The sequence below is a fragment of the Burkholderia sp. AU30198 genome (genome assembly GCF_020419825.1).
Taxonomy (GTDB): Bacteria; Pseudomonadota; Gammaproteobacteria; order Burkholderiales; family Burkholderiaceae; genus Burkholderia.
On the sequence record NZ_JAIZSA010000017.1, the window covers coordinates 137,130 to 154,023 of the forward strand.

Annotated in this window: 12 protein-coding genes; 6 read left to right on the forward strand and 6 right to left on the reverse strand. The window is 63.3% G+C overall.

Annotation, left to right across the window (positions count from 1 at the left end; translation table 11 throughout):
- Nucleotides 1-87 precede the first annotated feature (87 nt).
- Nucleotides 88-1,593, forward strand: coding sequence for a PLP-dependent aminotransferase family protein (locus LGN19_RS30520; RefSeq protein WP_174961245.1), 1,506 nt, complete (start codon nucleotides 88-90; stop codon nucleotides 1,591-1,593).
- Between the two features lie 104 nt (nucleotides 1,594-1,697).
- Here LGN19_RS30520 and LGN19_RS30525 read toward each other — a convergent pair whose 3' ends face one another.
- Nucleotides 1,698-2,378, reverse strand: a complete 681-nt coding sequence (locus LGN19_RS30525) for a TetR/AcrR family transcriptional regulator (protein WP_089451885.1) — start codon at nucleotides 2,376-2,378, stop codon at nucleotides 1,698-1,700.
- Nucleotides 2,379-2,890: 512 nt separating this feature from the next.
- On the opposite strand from LGN19_RS30525, the gene LGN19_RS30530 reads away from it, so the two are divergent.
- From LGN19_RS30530 to LGN19_RS30545, 4 genes are all read left to right on the forward strand, one after another.
- Nucleotides 2,891-3,901 (forward strand): porin, encoded by a 1,011-nt coding sequence (locus LGN19_RS30530; RefSeq protein ID WP_226218881.1) that lies wholly within the window; start codon nucleotides 2,891-2,893, stop codon nucleotides 3,899-3,901.
- A gap of 519 nt (nucleotides 3,902-4,420) precedes the next feature.
- The gene (locus LGN19_RS30535) at nucleotides 4,421-5,656 is read left to right on the forward strand and encodes an MFS transporter (RefSeq protein ID WP_226218883.1); all 1,236 of its coding nucleotides are present in this window, start codon (nucleotides 4,421-4,423) and stop codon (nucleotides 5,654-5,656) included.
- Between the two features lie 42 nt (nucleotides 5,657-5,698).
- Nucleotides 5,699-6,505 carry a cyclase family protein gene (locus LGN19_RS30540; protein ID WP_226218885.1) on the forward strand — a complete coding sequence of 269 codons (807 nt, stop codon included), beginning with the start codon at nucleotides 5,699-5,701 and terminating at the stop codon, nucleotides 6,503-6,505.
- Between the two features lie 39 nt (nucleotides 6,506-6,544).
- A complete protein-coding gene (locus LGN19_RS30545; protein WP_089451879.1) occupies nucleotides 6,545-7,471 on the forward strand; it encodes a 3-keto-5-aminohexanoate cleavage protein in 927 nt (308 codons plus the stop codon).
- Between the two features lie 271 nt (nucleotides 7,472-7,742).
- Here LGN19_RS30545 and LGN19_RS30550 read toward each other — a convergent pair whose 3' ends face one another.
- From LGN19_RS30550 to LGN19_RS30570, 5 genes are all read right to left on the reverse strand, one after another.
- A complete protein-coding gene (locus LGN19_RS30550) occupies nucleotides 7,743-8,666 on the reverse strand; it encodes a LysR family transcriptional regulator (RefSeq protein WP_226218956.1) in 924 nt (307 codons plus the stop codon).
- A gap of 838 nt (nucleotides 8,667-9,504) precedes the next feature.
- The gene (locus LGN19_RS30555; protein WP_226218887.1) at nucleotides 9,505-11,085 is read right to left on the reverse strand and encodes a PQQ-binding-like beta-propeller repeat protein; all 1,581 of its coding nucleotides are present in this window, start codon (nucleotides 11,083-11,085) and stop codon (nucleotides 9,505-9,507) included.
- A 73-nt stretch (nucleotides 11,086-11,158) separates the two neighbouring features.
- Entirely contained in the window at nucleotides 11,159-12,235 is a 1,077-nt protein-coding gene (locus tag LGN19_RS30560) for a porin (RefSeq protein ID WP_226218958.1), read from the reverse strand.
- Nucleotides 12,236-12,258: 23 nt separating this feature from the next.
- Complete coding sequence (locus LGN19_RS30565; protein ID WP_174961235.1) at nucleotides 12,259-13,365, reverse strand: porin; 1,107 nt, start codon at nucleotides 13,363-13,365, stop codon at nucleotides 12,259-12,261.
- A gap of 135 nt (nucleotides 13,366-13,500) precedes the next feature.
- Entirely contained in the window at nucleotides 13,501-14,157 is a 657-nt protein-coding gene (locus LGN19_RS30570) for a response regulator (protein ID WP_226218889.1), read from the reverse strand.
- A gap of 362 nt (nucleotides 14,158-14,519) precedes the next feature.
- On the opposite strand from LGN19_RS30570, the gene LGN19_RS30575 reads away from it, so the two are divergent.
- On the forward strand, nucleotides 14,520-16,811 hold the full coding sequence (locus LGN19_RS30575) for a TonB-dependent receptor (protein WP_226218891.1): 2,292 nt from the start codon (nucleotides 14,520-14,522) through the stop codon (nucleotides 16,809-16,811).
- The last annotated feature ends 83 nt before the right edge of the window (nucleotides 16,812-16,894 follow it).

Below are 16,894 nucleotides of genomic sequence, written 5' to 3' on the forward strand. Positions count from 1 at the left end.
AGGCGATGGCCCGGCATGCGTCGATTGTGGCTCCAAACTGGTTTATGCTGTAGAGCCGGTTTGGAACAATTTCAGCAGACCAGAATCATGGCAAGAACGGCCCGGAACGTCGACATCCCGTCGCTCGGCGCGCTCGACCGCACGGCCGGCGACCTGAGCCGCCAGCTCGCGCAGGCGCTGCGCGAAGCCGTGCGGCGCGGCGACGTCCGGCCGGGCGACGCGCTGCCGTCCACGCGGCTGCTGGCCGCGGCGCTGCAGGTGGCGCGCGGCACCGTCGTCGATGCGTATGCGCAACTGATCGCCGAAGGCTTCCTCGAATCGCGCGGCGGTGCCGGCACGCGGGTCGCGAACGCGCTCGCGGAGCCGCCACCCACCCAGCCTGCCGACCCGCCCACCCGCCGCCCGCCGGCGCACACCGGGCTGCCCGAGCCGGCCGCCACCTTCGCGCGGATCGCCGGCGAATTCCGCCCGCTGCCGGCCATGCCGTTCGCGATCTCGGTGCCGATCGGCCTCACCGCACCCGACGACATCTGGCGCCGGCTCGGCAACCGCCTGCGCGCACGCGGCGCCGGCGCGCCGTCCGGCTATGCCGATCCGCAAGGTGCGCTGCCGCTGCGCGAAGCGATTGCCGACTACGTGCGCCGGTCGCGCTCGGTGCGCTGCCATGCCGGCCAGGTCGTGATCACGAGCGGCACGCAGCAGGGGCTGCATCTCGCGAGCCAGGTGCTGCTCGGCCCGGACGATCAGGCGTGGGTCGAGAATCCCGCCTATCGCGGCATCACCGCGCTGCTCGACAGCACGGGGCGACGCGACGCGATGGTGCGGGTGCCGGTCGACGCCGACGGCCTCGACGTCGAGGCCGGCATCCGCATCGCGCCGGATGCGCGTGCCGCATTCGTCACGCCGTCGCACCAGTATCCGCTCGGCATGCCGCTCAGCATGGCGCGGCGCAACGCGCTGCTCGCGTGGGCGCGTGCTCGGCGCGCGTGGGTGGTCGAGGACGATTACGACAGCGAGCTGCGCTACGAAGGCTATCCGTTCCCGTCGCTGCAGGGGCTCGACCCCGATCGCGTGATCTACCTCGGCACGTTCAGCAAGATCCTGTTTCCGTCGCTGCGGCTCGGCTACGTGATCGCCCCCGACGATCTCGTGCCCGCGTTCTGCGGCGCGCGTGCGCTGATGGATCGCCATGTGCCGACCGCGGACCAGCACGTACTGGCCGCATTCATCGCGGAAGGCCACCTCGATCGCCATATCCGTCGCGTGCGCGGCGTGTATGCGGAGCAGCGCGCGCTGCTGATCGACACGCTGGGGGCGCGGCTGCCGCGCGAACGCGCTTGGGTGCAGCCGGGCGACCAGGGGATGCACGTCGTACTGTGGCTCGCGGAAGGAATTGACGATCTCGACGTGGTCGAGCGCGCCGCGCAAGCCGGCGTCGCGGTGCGCGCGGTGTCGCCGATGTTCGCGCCGGGCACGGCCCGCCCGGGGCTCGTGCTGGGCTTCGGCGGGTTCGGCCGGGCGCAGATGGAAGCGGCCGCGCAGCGGCTCGCGGATGTGGTTTCGTCAGTGGAAGCGCAACCGCGCGTGCCGTAGAAGGTTGCTGGCGTAGGTGGGTCGGTTGCCGCGATCGTGCCGCACCATCCCGCGCCTGCCGCCTTGAATCACCCCACAGCGACCGGCGATTTCAATATGGCCAGCTACTTGAATCGCTCGCCACCGCTTTGCATTCCGTCGGCAATGAATGCCGCAAGCATATTCGTTTTGACCTCGACGTCGGTATCACTGAATGAATCGCCGGACAGACGCCCGATTCGATGATCGAACACGCTCATCACGAGCGCTCCGACCGCGAACAAATAGCTCCTGCACAGGAACTCGTCCGACGCATTGGGCAGCGCTCGCCGTATCGCCGAGATGTAGGCCTTTCCGATGGGATCGTAATACTCTTCGATGATGCCGCGCGTTCCCTCTTGCGGATCCGAAGCCTCTCTCACAACGAGCTGCGCATACTCTCTGCCCTCTGGCGTTGCGTAGCTCCTGACGATCGGCGATACAAAGGCCGTCGCAATTTTCAACAAAACGTCCGGCTGATCGAAGTCAGTGATCTGCTCAAGCTGAGCCAGACGTTCCTCGACCAGTCCCTTGCGGTACTCGAAAATCGCCTTGTACAGCCCAAGCTTCGTTTCGAAATGGTAGACGATCAGCGGAAGCCCAACGTCTGCTTCCTTCGCGATATCCCGCATCGAAACACCGTGATACCCCTCGCGAGCGAAAAGCCGCTCGGCCGCAACGATCACTCGTTCTCGCTTGTCCATTTCCGGCTTCGTGTTTGATTTTCCGCGTACACGCTGCGTGTTACGTGGCGCCGTCTGGGTCATAAGCAACCGCTCCTTTTGTTGGCAGCGGCTCCGATTGTACTGCAGCGCAGAAAACGAACGCTCAGTCAGTCGCTGAAACGTGCCCAACGCCTAGGTACTAATCCTACTTGGTACGGGTGCTGTACGAACGTACAGTCAGCATCGATTTGACCGTGGGACGGTGAGCGTTCGACTCGCCAGCCTCTCTTGATCAGTGACTTCACGAGAAGCAAGGCAACTGTCGTGTGCGCGATAACCGATGCGATCGATACCCGGACCAGGCCCGCCCGTTTGCGGCGGCAGTCAAGACAGGCGTCGAGATCGGAGATGACGCCACGGGGAAACGTCACAACCCCGAGGCCCTTCCCCTTCCCGCGAAAAATCCTCCTGCTTTTCCACGGAGATGCAGGGAGCATCATCCAGCTAGACCACATCCGTAGCGGGACTGGCCCGCGGTAAGCAGAAAAACAGAAGACAGCGCCACTGCAGACAGTGGCCTGATCCAACACAAAAATCGGTGAGGAGACACCACCATGATTAGGATCGCAAAATTTATGGCAGCCGCTTTTTTTATTGACGGCTGCATGTCTACTTCCGCGATAGCGCAGGCGTCTACCGTTCAACTCTACGGAATTCTCGACGTTGCGATCGGCTCCTTCAAACCAAGCGGGACAAGCGCAAGCAGTCTGGCCATGCTGAGCGGCGGTCAAACGACTTCGTTCTACGGCCTCCGAGGCACGGAAGATCTCGGCGGCGGCCTTCGTGCCAACTTTGCGATCGAGGGCTACCTGCTCATGAACTCGGGTCAGTCTGGCCGGTTCTCGGGAGACAACGCGTATTCAAGAAATGCCTATGTCGGGCTTTCAGGTCAGTGGGGTGAAATTCGAGCAGGACGACTGATCAACCCGCTTTTTTTCATCACTGCTCGCACGAATCCGCTGGGTGGATCCACGCGCTTTAGCCCGCTCATGGTCCAGACCTGGATAGCCGACTTCGGACGGGCGGTGGCTGGAGACACCAGCTGGGACAGCGCCATCTCGTATGAATCGCCATCCATTGCAGGCACAAAAGTGACGTTCCAGTATGGCATTCCCGGTACCGGGGCGCACGATGTCCTGGCAGCCGTTGTCTACGATCAGGGGCCACTTTATGCGTCTGCCGCTGCACAGCGCACCGGATACGGACCCGGCATCACCTCGACCACCACACACCAGAACGCCTATTTTGTTGGCGGCACCTACAAGTTCCCCTACTTCTCGCTCTCCGCCTCATTCGATCGCGCATTGGCCTATCCATCGGGACTCTCCACGAAGACCTGGCAAGCGGGCATCTCGGTCCCGATCGGCATTTCCAGCATCGGGGCATCCTGGGCTCATACAGCGTTGTCGACGCCCACGGGAGATCGGCATCGCGATACCGCCGGTCTGACGTACGACTATCCCCTCTCCAAACGCACCGACGCCTACCTGAGCTACTTGTACGACAAACTGAGTACTGCAGGCACCGGCAACAGCTTCGGAGTCGGACTTCGACATCGATTCTAGGAGCGCGCATCGATATTTGACGCCTGCGATCAACGATTGACGCGCTTGGGACGGGAGCAAGTTCCTGCACCCACCACGCAGATTACCGAGCGATCGAGGGCGACGAAGCATGCTGCCGGCGACCGGCCATCTGGCGAACCCTTCATCCAGACGTTGGCTCAGCCAGCGAAGCGTTCGACGTCATATGCCGAATGCCGTGAACTCAAAGGGCGTATCAGGAGACCCGTGGCGTCCGGCCTTGATTCGCGCAATCTGCGGTTTGGTCCAGTCATCGCCATGCGATCGCCCTTCCTCATGCTGGCGGGCGTCTCGCTTCTGGTTGCATCGGCCCTTTAGACGAAGGCTCTTCTGCTCGCGCGCCGCTCTGCCGTCAGGCGACGCGGCGTTTTGCAGCGCCGTCGGAATCTCATGGTTTCCCCTAGGCAAAATATTCACTGACCGTACGTATAGTTCATCAATACAAAAATTGTACGAACGTACAGTCAGTACCATAATTCGGTGCTCCAGGAGACAACACTCATGCCCCCCATCTCGACCACATTGAAGTGGCGTGTGCTGATCGGATATTTTTTGAGCTACATGTTCGATGCCGTCGACATCATCATCCTGGCGATTGCGATGCCGGCGATTACGGCGTCGCTGCATATCGGCCCGGCACAGGCCGGGCTGCTGGTCACCGCCACCTTGCTCGGCGTGGGCCTCAGCGGCGTGGTCATGGGCCCCGTAGCCGACCGGTGGGGCCGCCGCACCGTACTGCTTCTGTCGCTTGGAGGCTTCGGCCTGCTCACGATGGCGATCTCCGCGGCGACCGATTGGCGCGAGGTGCTGGTGCTGCGGTTTCTCTCCGGGTTGGGCCTCGGCAGCGTGTGGGGGATCGCCGCCGCGCACGTGAACGAGACGTGGCCGGTAGACCAGCGCGCGCGGGCTACCTCCTTCGTGCTGAGTTCATTCTCCATTGGCGCCGCCATCGCTTCAGCCGCGGCCGCCTATGTGCTGCCCACTTACGGCTGGCGCGTGCTGTTCTTTGTCTGCGGCGCCGCCGTCGTGATCGCCATGGCCTACGTCTGGCTGCGCGTACCCGAGTCCGAGGCCTGGCGGGCCGGGCAGCAGCACACACGCAACAGCCGGCATCGGGCTGCTGGCGACCGGGGCGTCGCCTCACTGTTCACCCCGGCCCTGTTGCGCGTGACGCTGCTGGGCACGCTGACGTCGGCGCTGGCACTGGCCGCATACTGGGGCGCCAGCACGTGGCTGCCGACCTTCCTGGTGAAGGAGCGCGGCCTGGAAGTGGGCACCATGGCGCGCTTCCTGGCCTTACTCAACGTCGGCATGTTCATTGGCTACAACGTGTTCGGCTACGTCGCCGACCGCATCGGCAAGAAGAAGGCCCTGATCCTGTCGCTCGTCAGCTCCGGCCTGCTGTTGCCCTTCTATGTACAGGCCACCGACCCAACGGTCCTGTTGTTGCTGGGCCCCGTATTCGCGTTCTTCATGGCCTTCGCCGGGTTGATGGGCTCATATTTCGCGGAACTGTTTCCGACTCAGGTGCGCGCGACGGGCACGGGTTTCTGCTTCAACGTGGGACGCGGCTTCTCCGCATTTGCGCCTCTGCTGCTGGGATCGATGTCCAGTGCCTTCGGCTTCGGTCCGAGCATCGCCGTGTGCGGTGGCGTGTTCATGGCCGCCGCCATGGTGGTGCTGATGCTGCCGGCCGCAGAAGTCCTGCCCCCGGAAGAAGCCGTCGTCGCACACTGAACCCGGCCGGATCTGATCGCCCCTCAAGAATAGGAGTCCTCCATGACACGCCGCTTCGTCGATTTATCCATTTACCTGGAAAACGACGTCGTCTCCGATCCGCCCGCCTTCAAGCCCGAGATCCAGTACTTCACCCACGAGCATACGGTCGATCAGATCGAACCGTTCTTTCCCGGTCTCAAGAAGGAAGACCTGCCCGACGGCGAGGGCTGGGCCGTGGAGCGCGTCACGCTTTCCACCCACAACGGCACTCACCTGGACGCGCCTTTCCACTTCCACAGCACCATGGACAAGGCGCTTGGCGAAAAGAAACGCGCGTGGACCATTGACGAAGTCCCGCTGGAGTGGTGCTTCCAGCCCGGCGTCAAGCTCGACTTTCGCCACTTCGCCGACGGCTACGTGGTCAACGCCGCCGACGTCGAGGTGGAGCTCGAGCGCATCGGCCACACGCTTCAGCCACTGGAAATCGTGGTCGTCAACACGCGCGCCGGTAGCCGCTATGGCAACAACGACTACGTGTCGGCCGGCTGCGGCATGGGTTACGACGCCACCATGTACTTGCTGGAGCGCGGTGTGCGCCTGACCGGTACCGACGCGTGGAGCTGGGACGCGCCTTTCGTCCATACCGCCGGGAAATACGCCGAGAGCCGCGACGCCGGACTCATCTGGGAGGGCCACAAGGCAGGCCGTGATATCGGCTACTGCCACCTGGAGAAACTGCACAACCTGGAGGCGCTCCCCCCCGATGGCTTCTTCATCAGTTGCTTCCCCCACAAGATCCGCAACGCCTCGGCCGGCTGGACGCGCGCGGTCGCCATCTTCGACGACAGGCTGGCCGCAACCGCCTGATCCCCTCACCTTCCCTCCACCACACGACGAGGAACACCCATGAGCAAGACCATCATCAGTTGCGCGATCACCGGCTCCGTGCACACGCCCACGATGTCGCCGTACCTGCCCTGCACGCCCGATCAGATCACCGAGCACAGCATCGCCGCGGCCCAGGCGGGCGCAGCCATCATCCACCTGCACGCGCGCAACCCCGTCGACGGCAGCCCTTCAGCGTCGGCCGACGTCTACATGCAGTTCCTGCCTCGCATCGCCGAACAGACCGATGCCGTACTCAACATCACCACGGGCGGCAGCGTGACGATGACGCTCGAGCAGCGACTCGAAGGCGCACTGCGCGCCTCGTCGGAGATGGCTTCGCTGAACATGGGCTCGATCAACTTCGCCATGTTCCGCATGGCCGAAAAAAGCCGCGAGTGGAAGCATGACTGGGAGGTGCCCTATCTGAAGAATACGGAGGACGGCATCTTCCGCAACACCTTCCGCGACATCCGCTACATCCTGGAAACGCTGGGCAAGACGCATGGCACCAAGTTCGAGTTCGAGTGCTACGACATTGGCCACCTGTATAACCTGGCCTACTTCGTCGAGATCGGCCTGGTCAAACCGCCATTCCTCATCCAGTCGGTGTTCGGCGTGATGGGCGGCATCGGTGCCGACCCGGAAAACGTGCTGCTGATGAAGCAGACGGCCGACCGCCTGTTCGGCAAAGACTACGTCTGGTCGCTGTTCGCCGCAGGCCGCCAGCAAATGCCGTTCGTGACGATGGGCGCGGTCATGGGCGCCAACGTGCGCGTCGGCCTGGAGGACAACCTGTTCATGGGACGAGGCCAGCTCGCCACTTCGAACGCCGAGCAGGTGGCCAAAATCAGCCGCATCCTGACCGAGCTCGGGCTGGAGATCGCCACACCCGACGAGGCCCGCGCGATGTTGGGTCTGAAAGGACGAGACAAGGTCAATTTTTGACGCGTCGCCGTGATCGGGCATCGCCCACCCGCACCCGGCCGGAATCGGGCAAGCGACGGCGCGTCGCATCCCCCGCCCCCCGCTCAGCAGCGCTTGAAGGCGATCTCGTGCGGTAGCGGCTCGAGCGATGGAACGTGCGCGGCGGGCGCCCGTCGCGCAGATGCGGGTCGACGTGACGCGCGACCGGTCGTCGATCTCGACGGGGTCGAGCGGGCCGGGCCCGGCCCGCTCGGGGTTCGTGCCGGGCTCCGACGGGTTCGACCGCAGAGGTTCAGCGCGCGGGCGGCGCCCAGGGTGCGGTCATGAACTGGTCGGTGAGATAGTCGAGCAGCACCGCGACGCGCGCGGTACGCAGCATGCCGGGCGGCGTCACGAGGTTCACGTTGATGTCGGCGATCTTCCAGTCGTGCATCACTTCCTCGAGTTCGCCATGCCGCAGCGCATCGACAACCAGGAATTCGGGCTGCAGCGCGAGGCCGTAGCCGGCGACCAGTGCGGGCAGGATCACGTCGGCGTTGTTGGTGCGGATGCGTCCGTTCACCGGTACTGAAAATTTTTCACCCGACGTGGTGTGCCGAAACCGCCAGCAACCCGACGTCGGCAGATTCGTGTACGTGAAGCAGACATGTCGTTCGAGATCGCGCGGGTGAGCCGGACGTCCGTACCGGTCCAGGTAGGCAGGCGAAGCGACGAGCGGCCGGCGGACTGCGCAGAGCCTGCGGAAGCGCAGCGTCGAATCGTTCAGTTCGGCAATCCGGATCGCGACGTCGAAGCCACCCGGAACGACGTCGACCAGATGGTCGCTCAGCATGAGATCGATGTCGACGCTCGGGTAGCGCTCGAGAAACGCAGGCAGCACCGGTGCGAGATGCAGGAGGCTGAACGACATCGGCGCATTCACGCGCACGAGGCCGTGCGGCTCGAGCGCCTGAGCCGTTGCTTCGTTCTCGATCAGTTCGGCATCCGCGAGCAGCCGGATCGCACGGTCGCGCAAGAGAGCGCCCGTCGGGGTCAGCGACAGTCTGCGCGACGTCCGGTACAGCAGCATGGTGCCGAGCCGTTGCTCGAGGCGCGCGATGGCCTTCGACACGGTCGACTGCGACGTGCCGATCAGCTCGGCGGCCTTTGCAAACGAGCCGGTTTCCGCGACGCGCGCGAAAATGGCCCAGGCGTCGAGATCAGGAAGGTGTTGCATCATGGGATTGGAATCGATGGTTGTGTGCTGGCGAGCTGGCCGGCACGGTCCAAACGCGGACGTTGACTGCGCTGGCGGGCCGGCTCGTCACGCGGATTGACGTGCAGGCGGTCGCGCTCATCGAGTCGTTTTTCGAATACTCATCACATGAGGAATGGCTGGCGAGCGCAATCGATTACGCGCTCGATCTGATGCTTTTCAACGGACACCTCACGACGCTCGGTCGTTCGCACGCGATTGACGGCGTGTGGGGAAAGTGTCGGCAATGGGCGAGCTCGATGCGACCGCGCCCGATACCCGGCGCTTATTTCACCGGCACGTCCGCGAGCACCACCTGCGGGTACGGATCGACGAAGATCGGCTGGCTATGCTGCGGAGCGAGTACTTCATGTTTTCGATTGCTCATGAAGTTTGCAGTCCTTTGAAGCGGAAAATGGGAGACCGGCCTCGATCGTGCAAACGATGGAAGCCTGTGCGCAGTGCGCGGGCATCACGGTGGCCGGGTCGACACATTTGACACGTATTCGTGCCGAATGAACACCAAAGAAACGGAATCAAACCGATTCGAATTAGCGCTTGCACTTCGTGCCCGACGGATTCGCGCCTGCTCGCGCGAACGCTCGCCACGTTTTCAGGGAATCGACAGGGCGGTGTGCGTCATCGGCCGGCTAGCCACGCGCCACGCATCGTGCCACCGCGTCTTCGGTCGCTTTTGGGGGGGAGTTGTGCAATCGGCACGCCGTCGTCGGCTCGCCACCCGCGCGGACGATGCCACGCTCGCATTCGAGCGCGGTTCTCGACTCGCGCGGGTGGTCCCGCGACACCCGGCAACGGCGGCTTACTGTTTCGCTACCGAAAACGCGTAAAGCTTGTGGTTATCGCCGGCATAGGGCAGCCCGAGAATCTTGGTGTGATAGCCGGATCCCCAATAGACCGTCCCGTCGACGATCGCGGCACCGGACACCACGGCGCCACCGCTCTCGAAGCTCCACTTGATTTCGCCGGTCGACGCATCGAGTGCATACATGTTGGCGCCACTGCCCGCCAGCGAACCGGCATACACCACGCCGTTAGCCTCGGACATCGCAACGGTGTCCATCATCTGCTGCGGATCCGCGGTGCGCCAGAGCAGCTTGCCGGTTGCCGCGTCAACCGCGGCCCAGATGCCGCCCTTGGTCGTCTTCGTCCCCGCCGGTGAATTGACGTCGATGGACTCGTGATTCAGGTTGCCGATCGACACGTAAATGCGCTTGCCGTCAGCGGCCGTTCCCCACAGCATGCCGCCGAGCAGGCTGCCGGGGCCGACCTGGGTATGCCAGACGACCTTGCCCGTCTTCGGATCAAGTGCCCAGTAGACGCCGCTCTTCTGGCCGGCACCGAGCAACGTGCGCTTGTGCCCGCCGATGGTCGTCGTATACAGGTTGGGCCCCGAGCCGAAATCGTAGTCCGGGCCGTCGTCGTGGTCGTAGTTCGTCGACATGTCGGCCGACAGCGTACGGGTAGCCCATGCGATCTTGCCCGTCTTCAGGTTCAGTGCGACGAAACTGTCGATATGATTGCCCGGTACGGCTGCCTTGCACTTCTCTTGCCCCGGATACCGGCACACCCCTTCCGGAACGGTGAAGTTGTTGCCAGTCGTCACGTACAGCAAGCCGGTTTCATGATCGACGACCGGCGTGTTGCCCCAGACCGAACCGCCGGTGTAGCCCTCCGGAACCATGTAGGTCTTCCACAGCAGTTTGCCGCTCGTCGCGTCGAGCGCCACGACGCTGCCGCGATACTGCGGCGTCTCCTTCAGGGCTTCGGCGCGAGACGATACGCCGACGTACGCGATCCCGTTGTCGATAACCGGCGAACTCGTAATGATGGCGGACTTGTCCGTGTCGACCTGCGTACGCCACAGCGGCGCGCCGTCTTCGGCCTTGATGCCCAGCATGTAGGCGCCGGTCGGGTTGTTGGCGATCTGCGTACCCTGGCCGATCACCAGCGTGCCTTTCCAGTATGCGGGGCTGGTGCGCGACGCATCGTTGGGAATCTGGCTGTAGTCACTGACCTTCTTGTGCCACTTGACCTGTCCGGTCGCGGCATCGACGGCCCATAGCGAGCCACCGAAATCGGGAACATAGACGACACCGGCGACTACCGTCGGCGTGGCAGACACGTTACCGTCCGTCTCGACCGACCAGCGTGGCGCCAGCTTGGCCACGTTGTTCAGGCCAATCGCGCGTTCGCCCGCGGCACTGCGGGTATTGCGCAGATTCTGCCCGGCCATTGGCCAATCTCCCGCGCTTTGTGCGGCAGCGGGAGCAGCAACGATGAGGCTGCTCATGATAGCGACGGCCGTCGCGATAGCCGGGTTGCGCCAGGATAGCGGCGAAGCGCGCCGATTCGCGTCTTGCCTGTTGAACACTCGTTTCATTTTCAGCTCTCCATAAAACAGCGATAGACAAACCCTGCCTTGGCACTACGCTCACTTTGGCGAGTCAGCGCATTCAAAAACGATCGATCATGCCGATCTGTACGCCGCGCACCAGCGAACCGGGCCACGATGGCGGGAGCCCGGTTACGTTGACGCCACGCAGCGTGAAAGTCGCGTTGCTACGATTACGCAACCAGCCCGCACTCGCGTACAGTTGCAACGTCTTCGATAGCTTGTAATCGCACATCGCACTGAACTGGTCCGCGTTGTTGTCCCCGCCGGAACGGTCACGCACGTACGCATAGCCGAGCGACGCATCGAGATTCGGCGCGAACGCATAGCGCAGCGATACCGCAAAACCGTCGTTGTGATAAATCGGGGCACTGCCGCCCGCCCCGTTGAACCAGTCCGCGAACAAGGTGGCCTTGTCGATGCGATACGACACGCCGGCGAGATTCGCGCGCAATGCTCCACTGCCGTGTGTCTGCTGGTGTCCGTATGCGAGCCGCACCGGCCCGTACTGGTACGACACCGTTTCGAAGTTGCCCGCGAGCCCGTTGCCGTCGTTGTCGCTCGCCGCACGCAGCGACATCATCACCGTTGCGTCGAAGCCCGCGATGTTCGGTGACAGATAGGTGATCGCATTGCTCGCGTAGGGCGTGATCTTGGAGAAGTTGTTCAGCCCGGACGCAATGGTTCCCGCACCAAATGCATCGATCTCGCCTTTGAACGGGATATAGATCGGCGAATATTGCCGTCCGACGCGCATTTCTCCCCAGGGGCCGCCCGCACCGATCCAGGCCTGGCGGTTGAACAGCGTGCCCGCCGTATCGAGCGTGCCATTGGTCGAGCCGAATCCGTTCTCGAGTACGAACAGAATGTTCGTCCCGCCGCCGATCGGCTCGCTGCCGCGCAAGCCGATCCGCGACCCGCGATACGCACCCGAGTCCATCCGCGCCACCCATCCCGCGCCCGGATTCGTGATCTCGATACTCGTGTCGATGACACCGTACAAGGTCACGGATGCCTGCGCCCACGCGAGGGACGGCGCAACGAGCAGAACGCCCAACGCACCGCACGCCTGCGCCCGTTGTCGAAAAACCGAACGAGCGCCGTTGCGCCGCTGCCGGAACCGCTTGATGCCGATCATCGATGCCGTCTTCATCTATCGTTTCAGAACGTGTGCATCACGCCGACATACGTCGTGACCTGCGATTCGCCATCGAGCGGATTGGTGGTCGGCGTCGCACCCAGCGGCGTCGCGAACACCGAGAAATCCGAGTGGCTCCCGTTACGCACATAACCCACCGTGCCGTAAAGGAAGGTGCGCTTGCTCAGGTTGTAGGTCGTGCCGAGCGCGTACAGCATCGCGTGGCCGGCCGGGTCATGCGTCGCGTCGCCATTGCCGCTGCGCACACGGACGTAGTAGCCGGCGCCCGTCACCGACCATTGGGCATTCGCCTGCCATGTCGCACCGAGCCAGAAATGATCTGCGGTGTCCGCGAGGCCGGCCGGCGTGTCCGGCGCGGAATAGTGCGTCCAGGCCGTCTGAATCGTGAACTTCTGGATTCGCACGTTTCCGCCGACGAAATATTCACGGGAGCTCGTGAAGACGTTGCTGAACTTGCCGGTCGAATCGCGCAGCTCGTCGTACATGCCGCGGACGTCGAAATACGGCGAGTGGTAGGTCAGCATGACACCGTCCGAGCGGCCGAACTCGCCCGACGCGCCGTTGTTGAAGCCGCTCGCCTGGTTACCGAACGCGTATTGCGCCTGCACGTCGAAGCCGTGGAAAACCGGGCTGTGGTATTCCACGTTATTGCTGGTCTGCTGCCAGTTGCGCCCGCGCACGAGGGATGCCGACGACACCGCCTGCTGCACGAACGGGTCGAACGCCCACACGCCATCGCTGTCGATGAACAGGTTGCGCCCCGCCTGGAACTGCCCCCACGTGTCGTCTTTCAGTCCGACGTAGGCACGCCTCGAAAAGAGCCGTCCGCCGCCCGTTGTACCGTTCATCACTTGCAGCGCGGTTTCGAGATTGAATACCGTGGACAACCCGCCACCCAGATCCTCGTTGCCGCGCAGGCCCAGCATGCTCGTGCCCCAGTCGCCCCCTTCCGCACTGAAGCGTGTGCCGGTCTGACCCGGCGCCGTCGTGACGTGGTTCAGGTACTCGAGCCCCGCGTCGACGCGGCCATACAACGTCACGCTCGTTTGCGCCCACGCCGCCGGCATGAGCCCCCCCAGCAACAAAGCAACCGTGATTTTCTTTCTCATCGTTCTCTCCGATGAAAGCCGCCCCGACGTTCATCAAATATTCACAGAGCCATCTTCGGCGACTGATCGCCTTTCTCTTCACTTTGTATTACTAATAATCAATGGCATGCCTCGACTGAAAGATCCGACCTGAAATCAACTGCCTGGAACCGATTGAAACGGCAGACCGAACCGGTTCGCCATGCGGGCAAGTTGAACGCTGTTGTCCGCGCCGAACTTCTGGCGGAGCGTCGACTGATGGTTGGACACGGTCTTCTGACTGATACCGAGTTTCTCGCCGATGGCGAGCAACGTATAACCTTGGATGAGCAGTCCCAGCACCTCGAACTCGCGCGCCGACAGCGCGCTGTCAACGTGCCCCTCCCGAAACGCATCACTCGTGTGCAGCGCCTGTGCGACGTCGGGACTCAGGAATCGACGCCCGCGCGCCACGGTGCGAACCGCGTCGACAAGCACGTCGGGCGCACTGGACTTGGTCACGTAACCGAGCGCCCCCGCGGCGAGCGAGCGGCGCACGAAAGTCGTTTCCTCACGGACACTAAATATCAGGATATGCGCTGCGCGCTCGCGCGCAAGCATGCGGCGGATGGCCTCGATGCCACTCGGGCCTGGCAGCGACACCTCCATCACGACCACATCGGGCCGCAGCGTGCAGAACGCGTGATAGGCCTCGGCGGCATGCCTGGCCTCACCGCATACGCAAAGATCCGATTCGAACTCGATCAGTCTCTTATAGCCTTCGCGCACGACCGCATGGTCATCGACAAGCAAAATGGAAGTGCATGGGAGCACGTGGCGGGCCTCGCGTATCGAAATTTCCGACGTCTTAGCGTTTCGTCTGCTCGCGTCACTGATCGATGCAATCTTGCCCCGTTTTTTCCCGGCCGAAAACGCAGATTATGGAAATGCATCCATTCCATTCCCCCTTTCAGATCGATGTCGATTGCAATGAATATCAAGGAAAACGTAATGATTTGCGATGAGGTCCGCTCGCCGCGCGCGATCCCGACGATCTGATTTTTTCCTTCGAGGCAGGCGCTGGACGCACTTCGGGAAATCCTCCCGCGCGCAACCCGCGGTGCCTGTGTAATGCTCTTGTTGACCAGACGTCCGGCTATCGCCGCGCCATGCGAATGTACGACGAGAGAAGAACGATGCACCCATCCGAAAACCGCCCGGCCTCGCCGCGCTACAGGTGCCGTGTCTGCATCGCGCTCTGCTGCGGCACGGTACTGGCAGGCGCACCGCTCGACGTCGCGGCGCAAGCCGCGCCGGTCGCGGCCCACGCAGACACGCTGCTGCCGACGATCGTCGTCATCGGCACGACGCCGCTGCTCGGTATCGGCACACCGCTTACGCAGGTGCCGGCAAACGTGCAAACCATCCGCGCGAGCGAGATCGGGACGCAGCATCGCGCGTCGCTCACCGACTACTTCGAAAAGAACCTGCAGAGCGTCGATATCAACGAGGCGCAGGGCAACCCCTGGCAGACCGATGTGAACTATCGCGGCTCGACGGCGTCGCCGCTGCTCGGCACGCCACAGGGCCTCTCCGTGTTTCTCGACGGCGTGCGCGTGAATGAGCCGTTCGGTGACGTGGTGAATTGGGATCTCATCCCATCGGCGGCCATCGACACGATTCAGCTGATCCCCGGATCGAATCCCACCTATGGCTTGAACACGCTCGGCGGCGCCCTCGCGATTTCGACGAAGAACGGTCGCGCGCATCCCGGCGGCAACGTCGAGATCAGCGGCGGTTCCTGGGGGCGCAAGACCGCCCAGATCGAACAGGGCGGCACAATCGGCTCGAACCTCGACTACTACGTGACCGGCAATGTCGCGAACGACAACGGCTGGGCCGACCACAATTCGAGCAGGGTGCGCCAGGGCTTCGGCAAGCTGCGTTATACCGATGCGGATACGACGCTTTCGGTCTCGGCAGGCGGCGCGGACAATACCTTGCAGGGGTCGCAGACGATCCCGCGCTCGTTTCTCGACAACCCGCGCCAGGCCTACACGTACCCGGACCAGAACAAGAACAAGAACAAGGCTGCATGGGTCACGCTGTCGGGCGACCACTATTTCAATGACAACGTCGAGGTCAGCGGCAACGTTTATTACCGCCACTACGACAACAGCAATCTCAGCAGCAATAACAACAACAATTTCCAGCCCACCGATCCGAATTCGGCCGAAGGCACCAACGCGCTTTCGGACATCACGACCGATAGCTACGGCGCGAGCCTGCAGCTGACGCTGCTCGGCAAGTTGCTCGACATGAAGAACCAGTTCGTGCTCGGCGCGAACGCGGACCTGGCGAACTCGACGTATCTGGCGTCCCAACAGGACGCCTACTTCACGGCGACGCGTGCGACTGTGGGCATCGGCGACTACCAGCTCCAGACCAACGCAAAAACGCATAGCGCGAACTACGGGCTGTATTTCAGCGACACGCTCTCACTCACGCAACAGCTCTCGGCCACCTTCTCCGGACGCTACGACTGGGCACGCGCCGATATCGGCGACGAAAGCGGCCAGCAGCCTGCCCTGGACGGGCATCACACGTTCTCGCGCTTCAATCCGGCCTTCGGCGTGAACTGGAACCCCACGCCGGCGCTGACCGTCTATGCGGCCTACAACGAGGGCATGCGCTCGCCTACCGTAATCGAGCTCGCGTGCGCGGACCCCAACGCCCCCTGCTCGCTGCCGAACGACTTCGTCTCCGATCCGAACCTACAGCCCGTGATAGCCAGGACCGTGGAAATCGGCGCGCGCGGGCGCATCGGCTCGGCGACGACCTGGAACGTCGCAGCGTGGCGCACCACGCTTTCCGACGACATACAGTTCGTCAGTAGCGGCGCGAGCAGCCAGGGGTATTTCCAGAACGTCGGCAAGACGCGCCGCCAGGGCTTCGAAATGGGCGCGCACACGAAGTTCGGCCCGGTCGGCATCGGCGCGAACTACAGCTACGTGGACGCGACCTATCAATCGACCTTCGTCGAAAGTAGTCAGAACAATTCGAGCGCCGACGCGAACGGCAACATCGTCGTGCGATCAGGCGACCGCATTCCCGGCATTCCTGCGAACACGGTGAAGCTGCGGCTCGACTACACGCCCGTCTCGCAGGTCGATCTGGGCGCCAACCTCACATGGCGCGGCAGCATCTTCGCGCGCGGCGACGAGAACAACCAGGATACGAACGGCAAGATCGCGGGCTATTTCCTGATCGATCTCGACGCAACGTGGAATGTGACGAAACAACTGCAGCTCTTCGCGACCGTGACGAACCTGCTCAACAAGCAATACGCGAGCTTCGGCGTACTCGGCGAGAATTTCTTCAACGGACCGGGCCACACCTACGACCCCGCGAATCCCGTGAGCGAGCAGTTCGTTGGCGTGGGCGCGCCGCGCGGCGCGTGGGTGGGACTGCGCTATGCGTGGAAGTGACGGCGCGGGCCCGCCCGATGCGCGACGACCGGCGGACATCACGCCGCGCCGATCGGGCGGCCCGTCGCAACGGCTGACCGCCG

Excerpts from the sequence above, each read along its gene's own strand:
- LGN19_RS30520 (WP_174961245.1), top strand. The coding sequence starts at position 88 with ATGGCAAGAACGGCCCGGAACGTCGACATCCCGTCGCTCGGCGCGCTC.
- LGN19_RS30525 (WP_089451885.1), bottom strand. The coding sequence starts at position 2,378 with ATGACCCAGACGGCGCCACGTAACACGCAGCGTGTACGCGGAAAATCA.
- LGN19_RS30530 (WP_226218881.1), top strand. The coding sequence starts at position 2,891 with ATGATTAGGATCGCAAAATTTATGGCAGCCGCTTTTTTTATTGACGGC.
- LGN19_RS30535 (WP_226218883.1), top strand. The coding sequence starts at position 4,421 with ATGCCCCCCATCTCGACCACATTGAAGTGGCGTGTGCTGATCGGATAT.
- LGN19_RS30540 (WP_226218885.1), top strand. The coding sequence starts at position 5,699 with ATGACACGCCGCTTCGTCGATTTATCCATTTACCTGGAAAACGACGTC.
- LGN19_RS30545 (WP_089451879.1), top strand. The coding sequence starts at position 6,545 with ATGAGCAAGACCATCATCAGTTGCGCGATCACCGGCTCCGTGCACACG.
- LGN19_RS30550 (WP_226218956.1), bottom strand. The coding sequence starts at position 8,666 with ATGCAACACCTTCCTGATCTCGACGCCTGGGCCATTTTCGCGCGCGTC.
- LGN19_RS30555 (WP_226218887.1), bottom strand. The coding sequence starts at position 11,085 with ATGAAACGAGTGTTCAACAGGCAAGACGCGAATCGGCGCGCTTCGCCG.
- LGN19_RS30560 (WP_226218958.1), bottom strand. The coding sequence starts at position 12,235 with ATGATCGGCATCAAGCGGTTCCGGCAGCGGCGCAACGGCGCTCGTTCG.
- LGN19_RS30565 (WP_174961235.1), bottom strand. The coding sequence starts at position 13,365 with ATGAGAAAGAAAATCACGGTTGCTTTGTTGCTGGGGGGGCTCATGCCG.
- LGN19_RS30575 (WP_226218891.1), top strand. The coding sequence starts at position 14,520 with ATGCACCCATCCGAAAACCGCCCGGCCTCGCCGCGCTACAGGTGCCGT.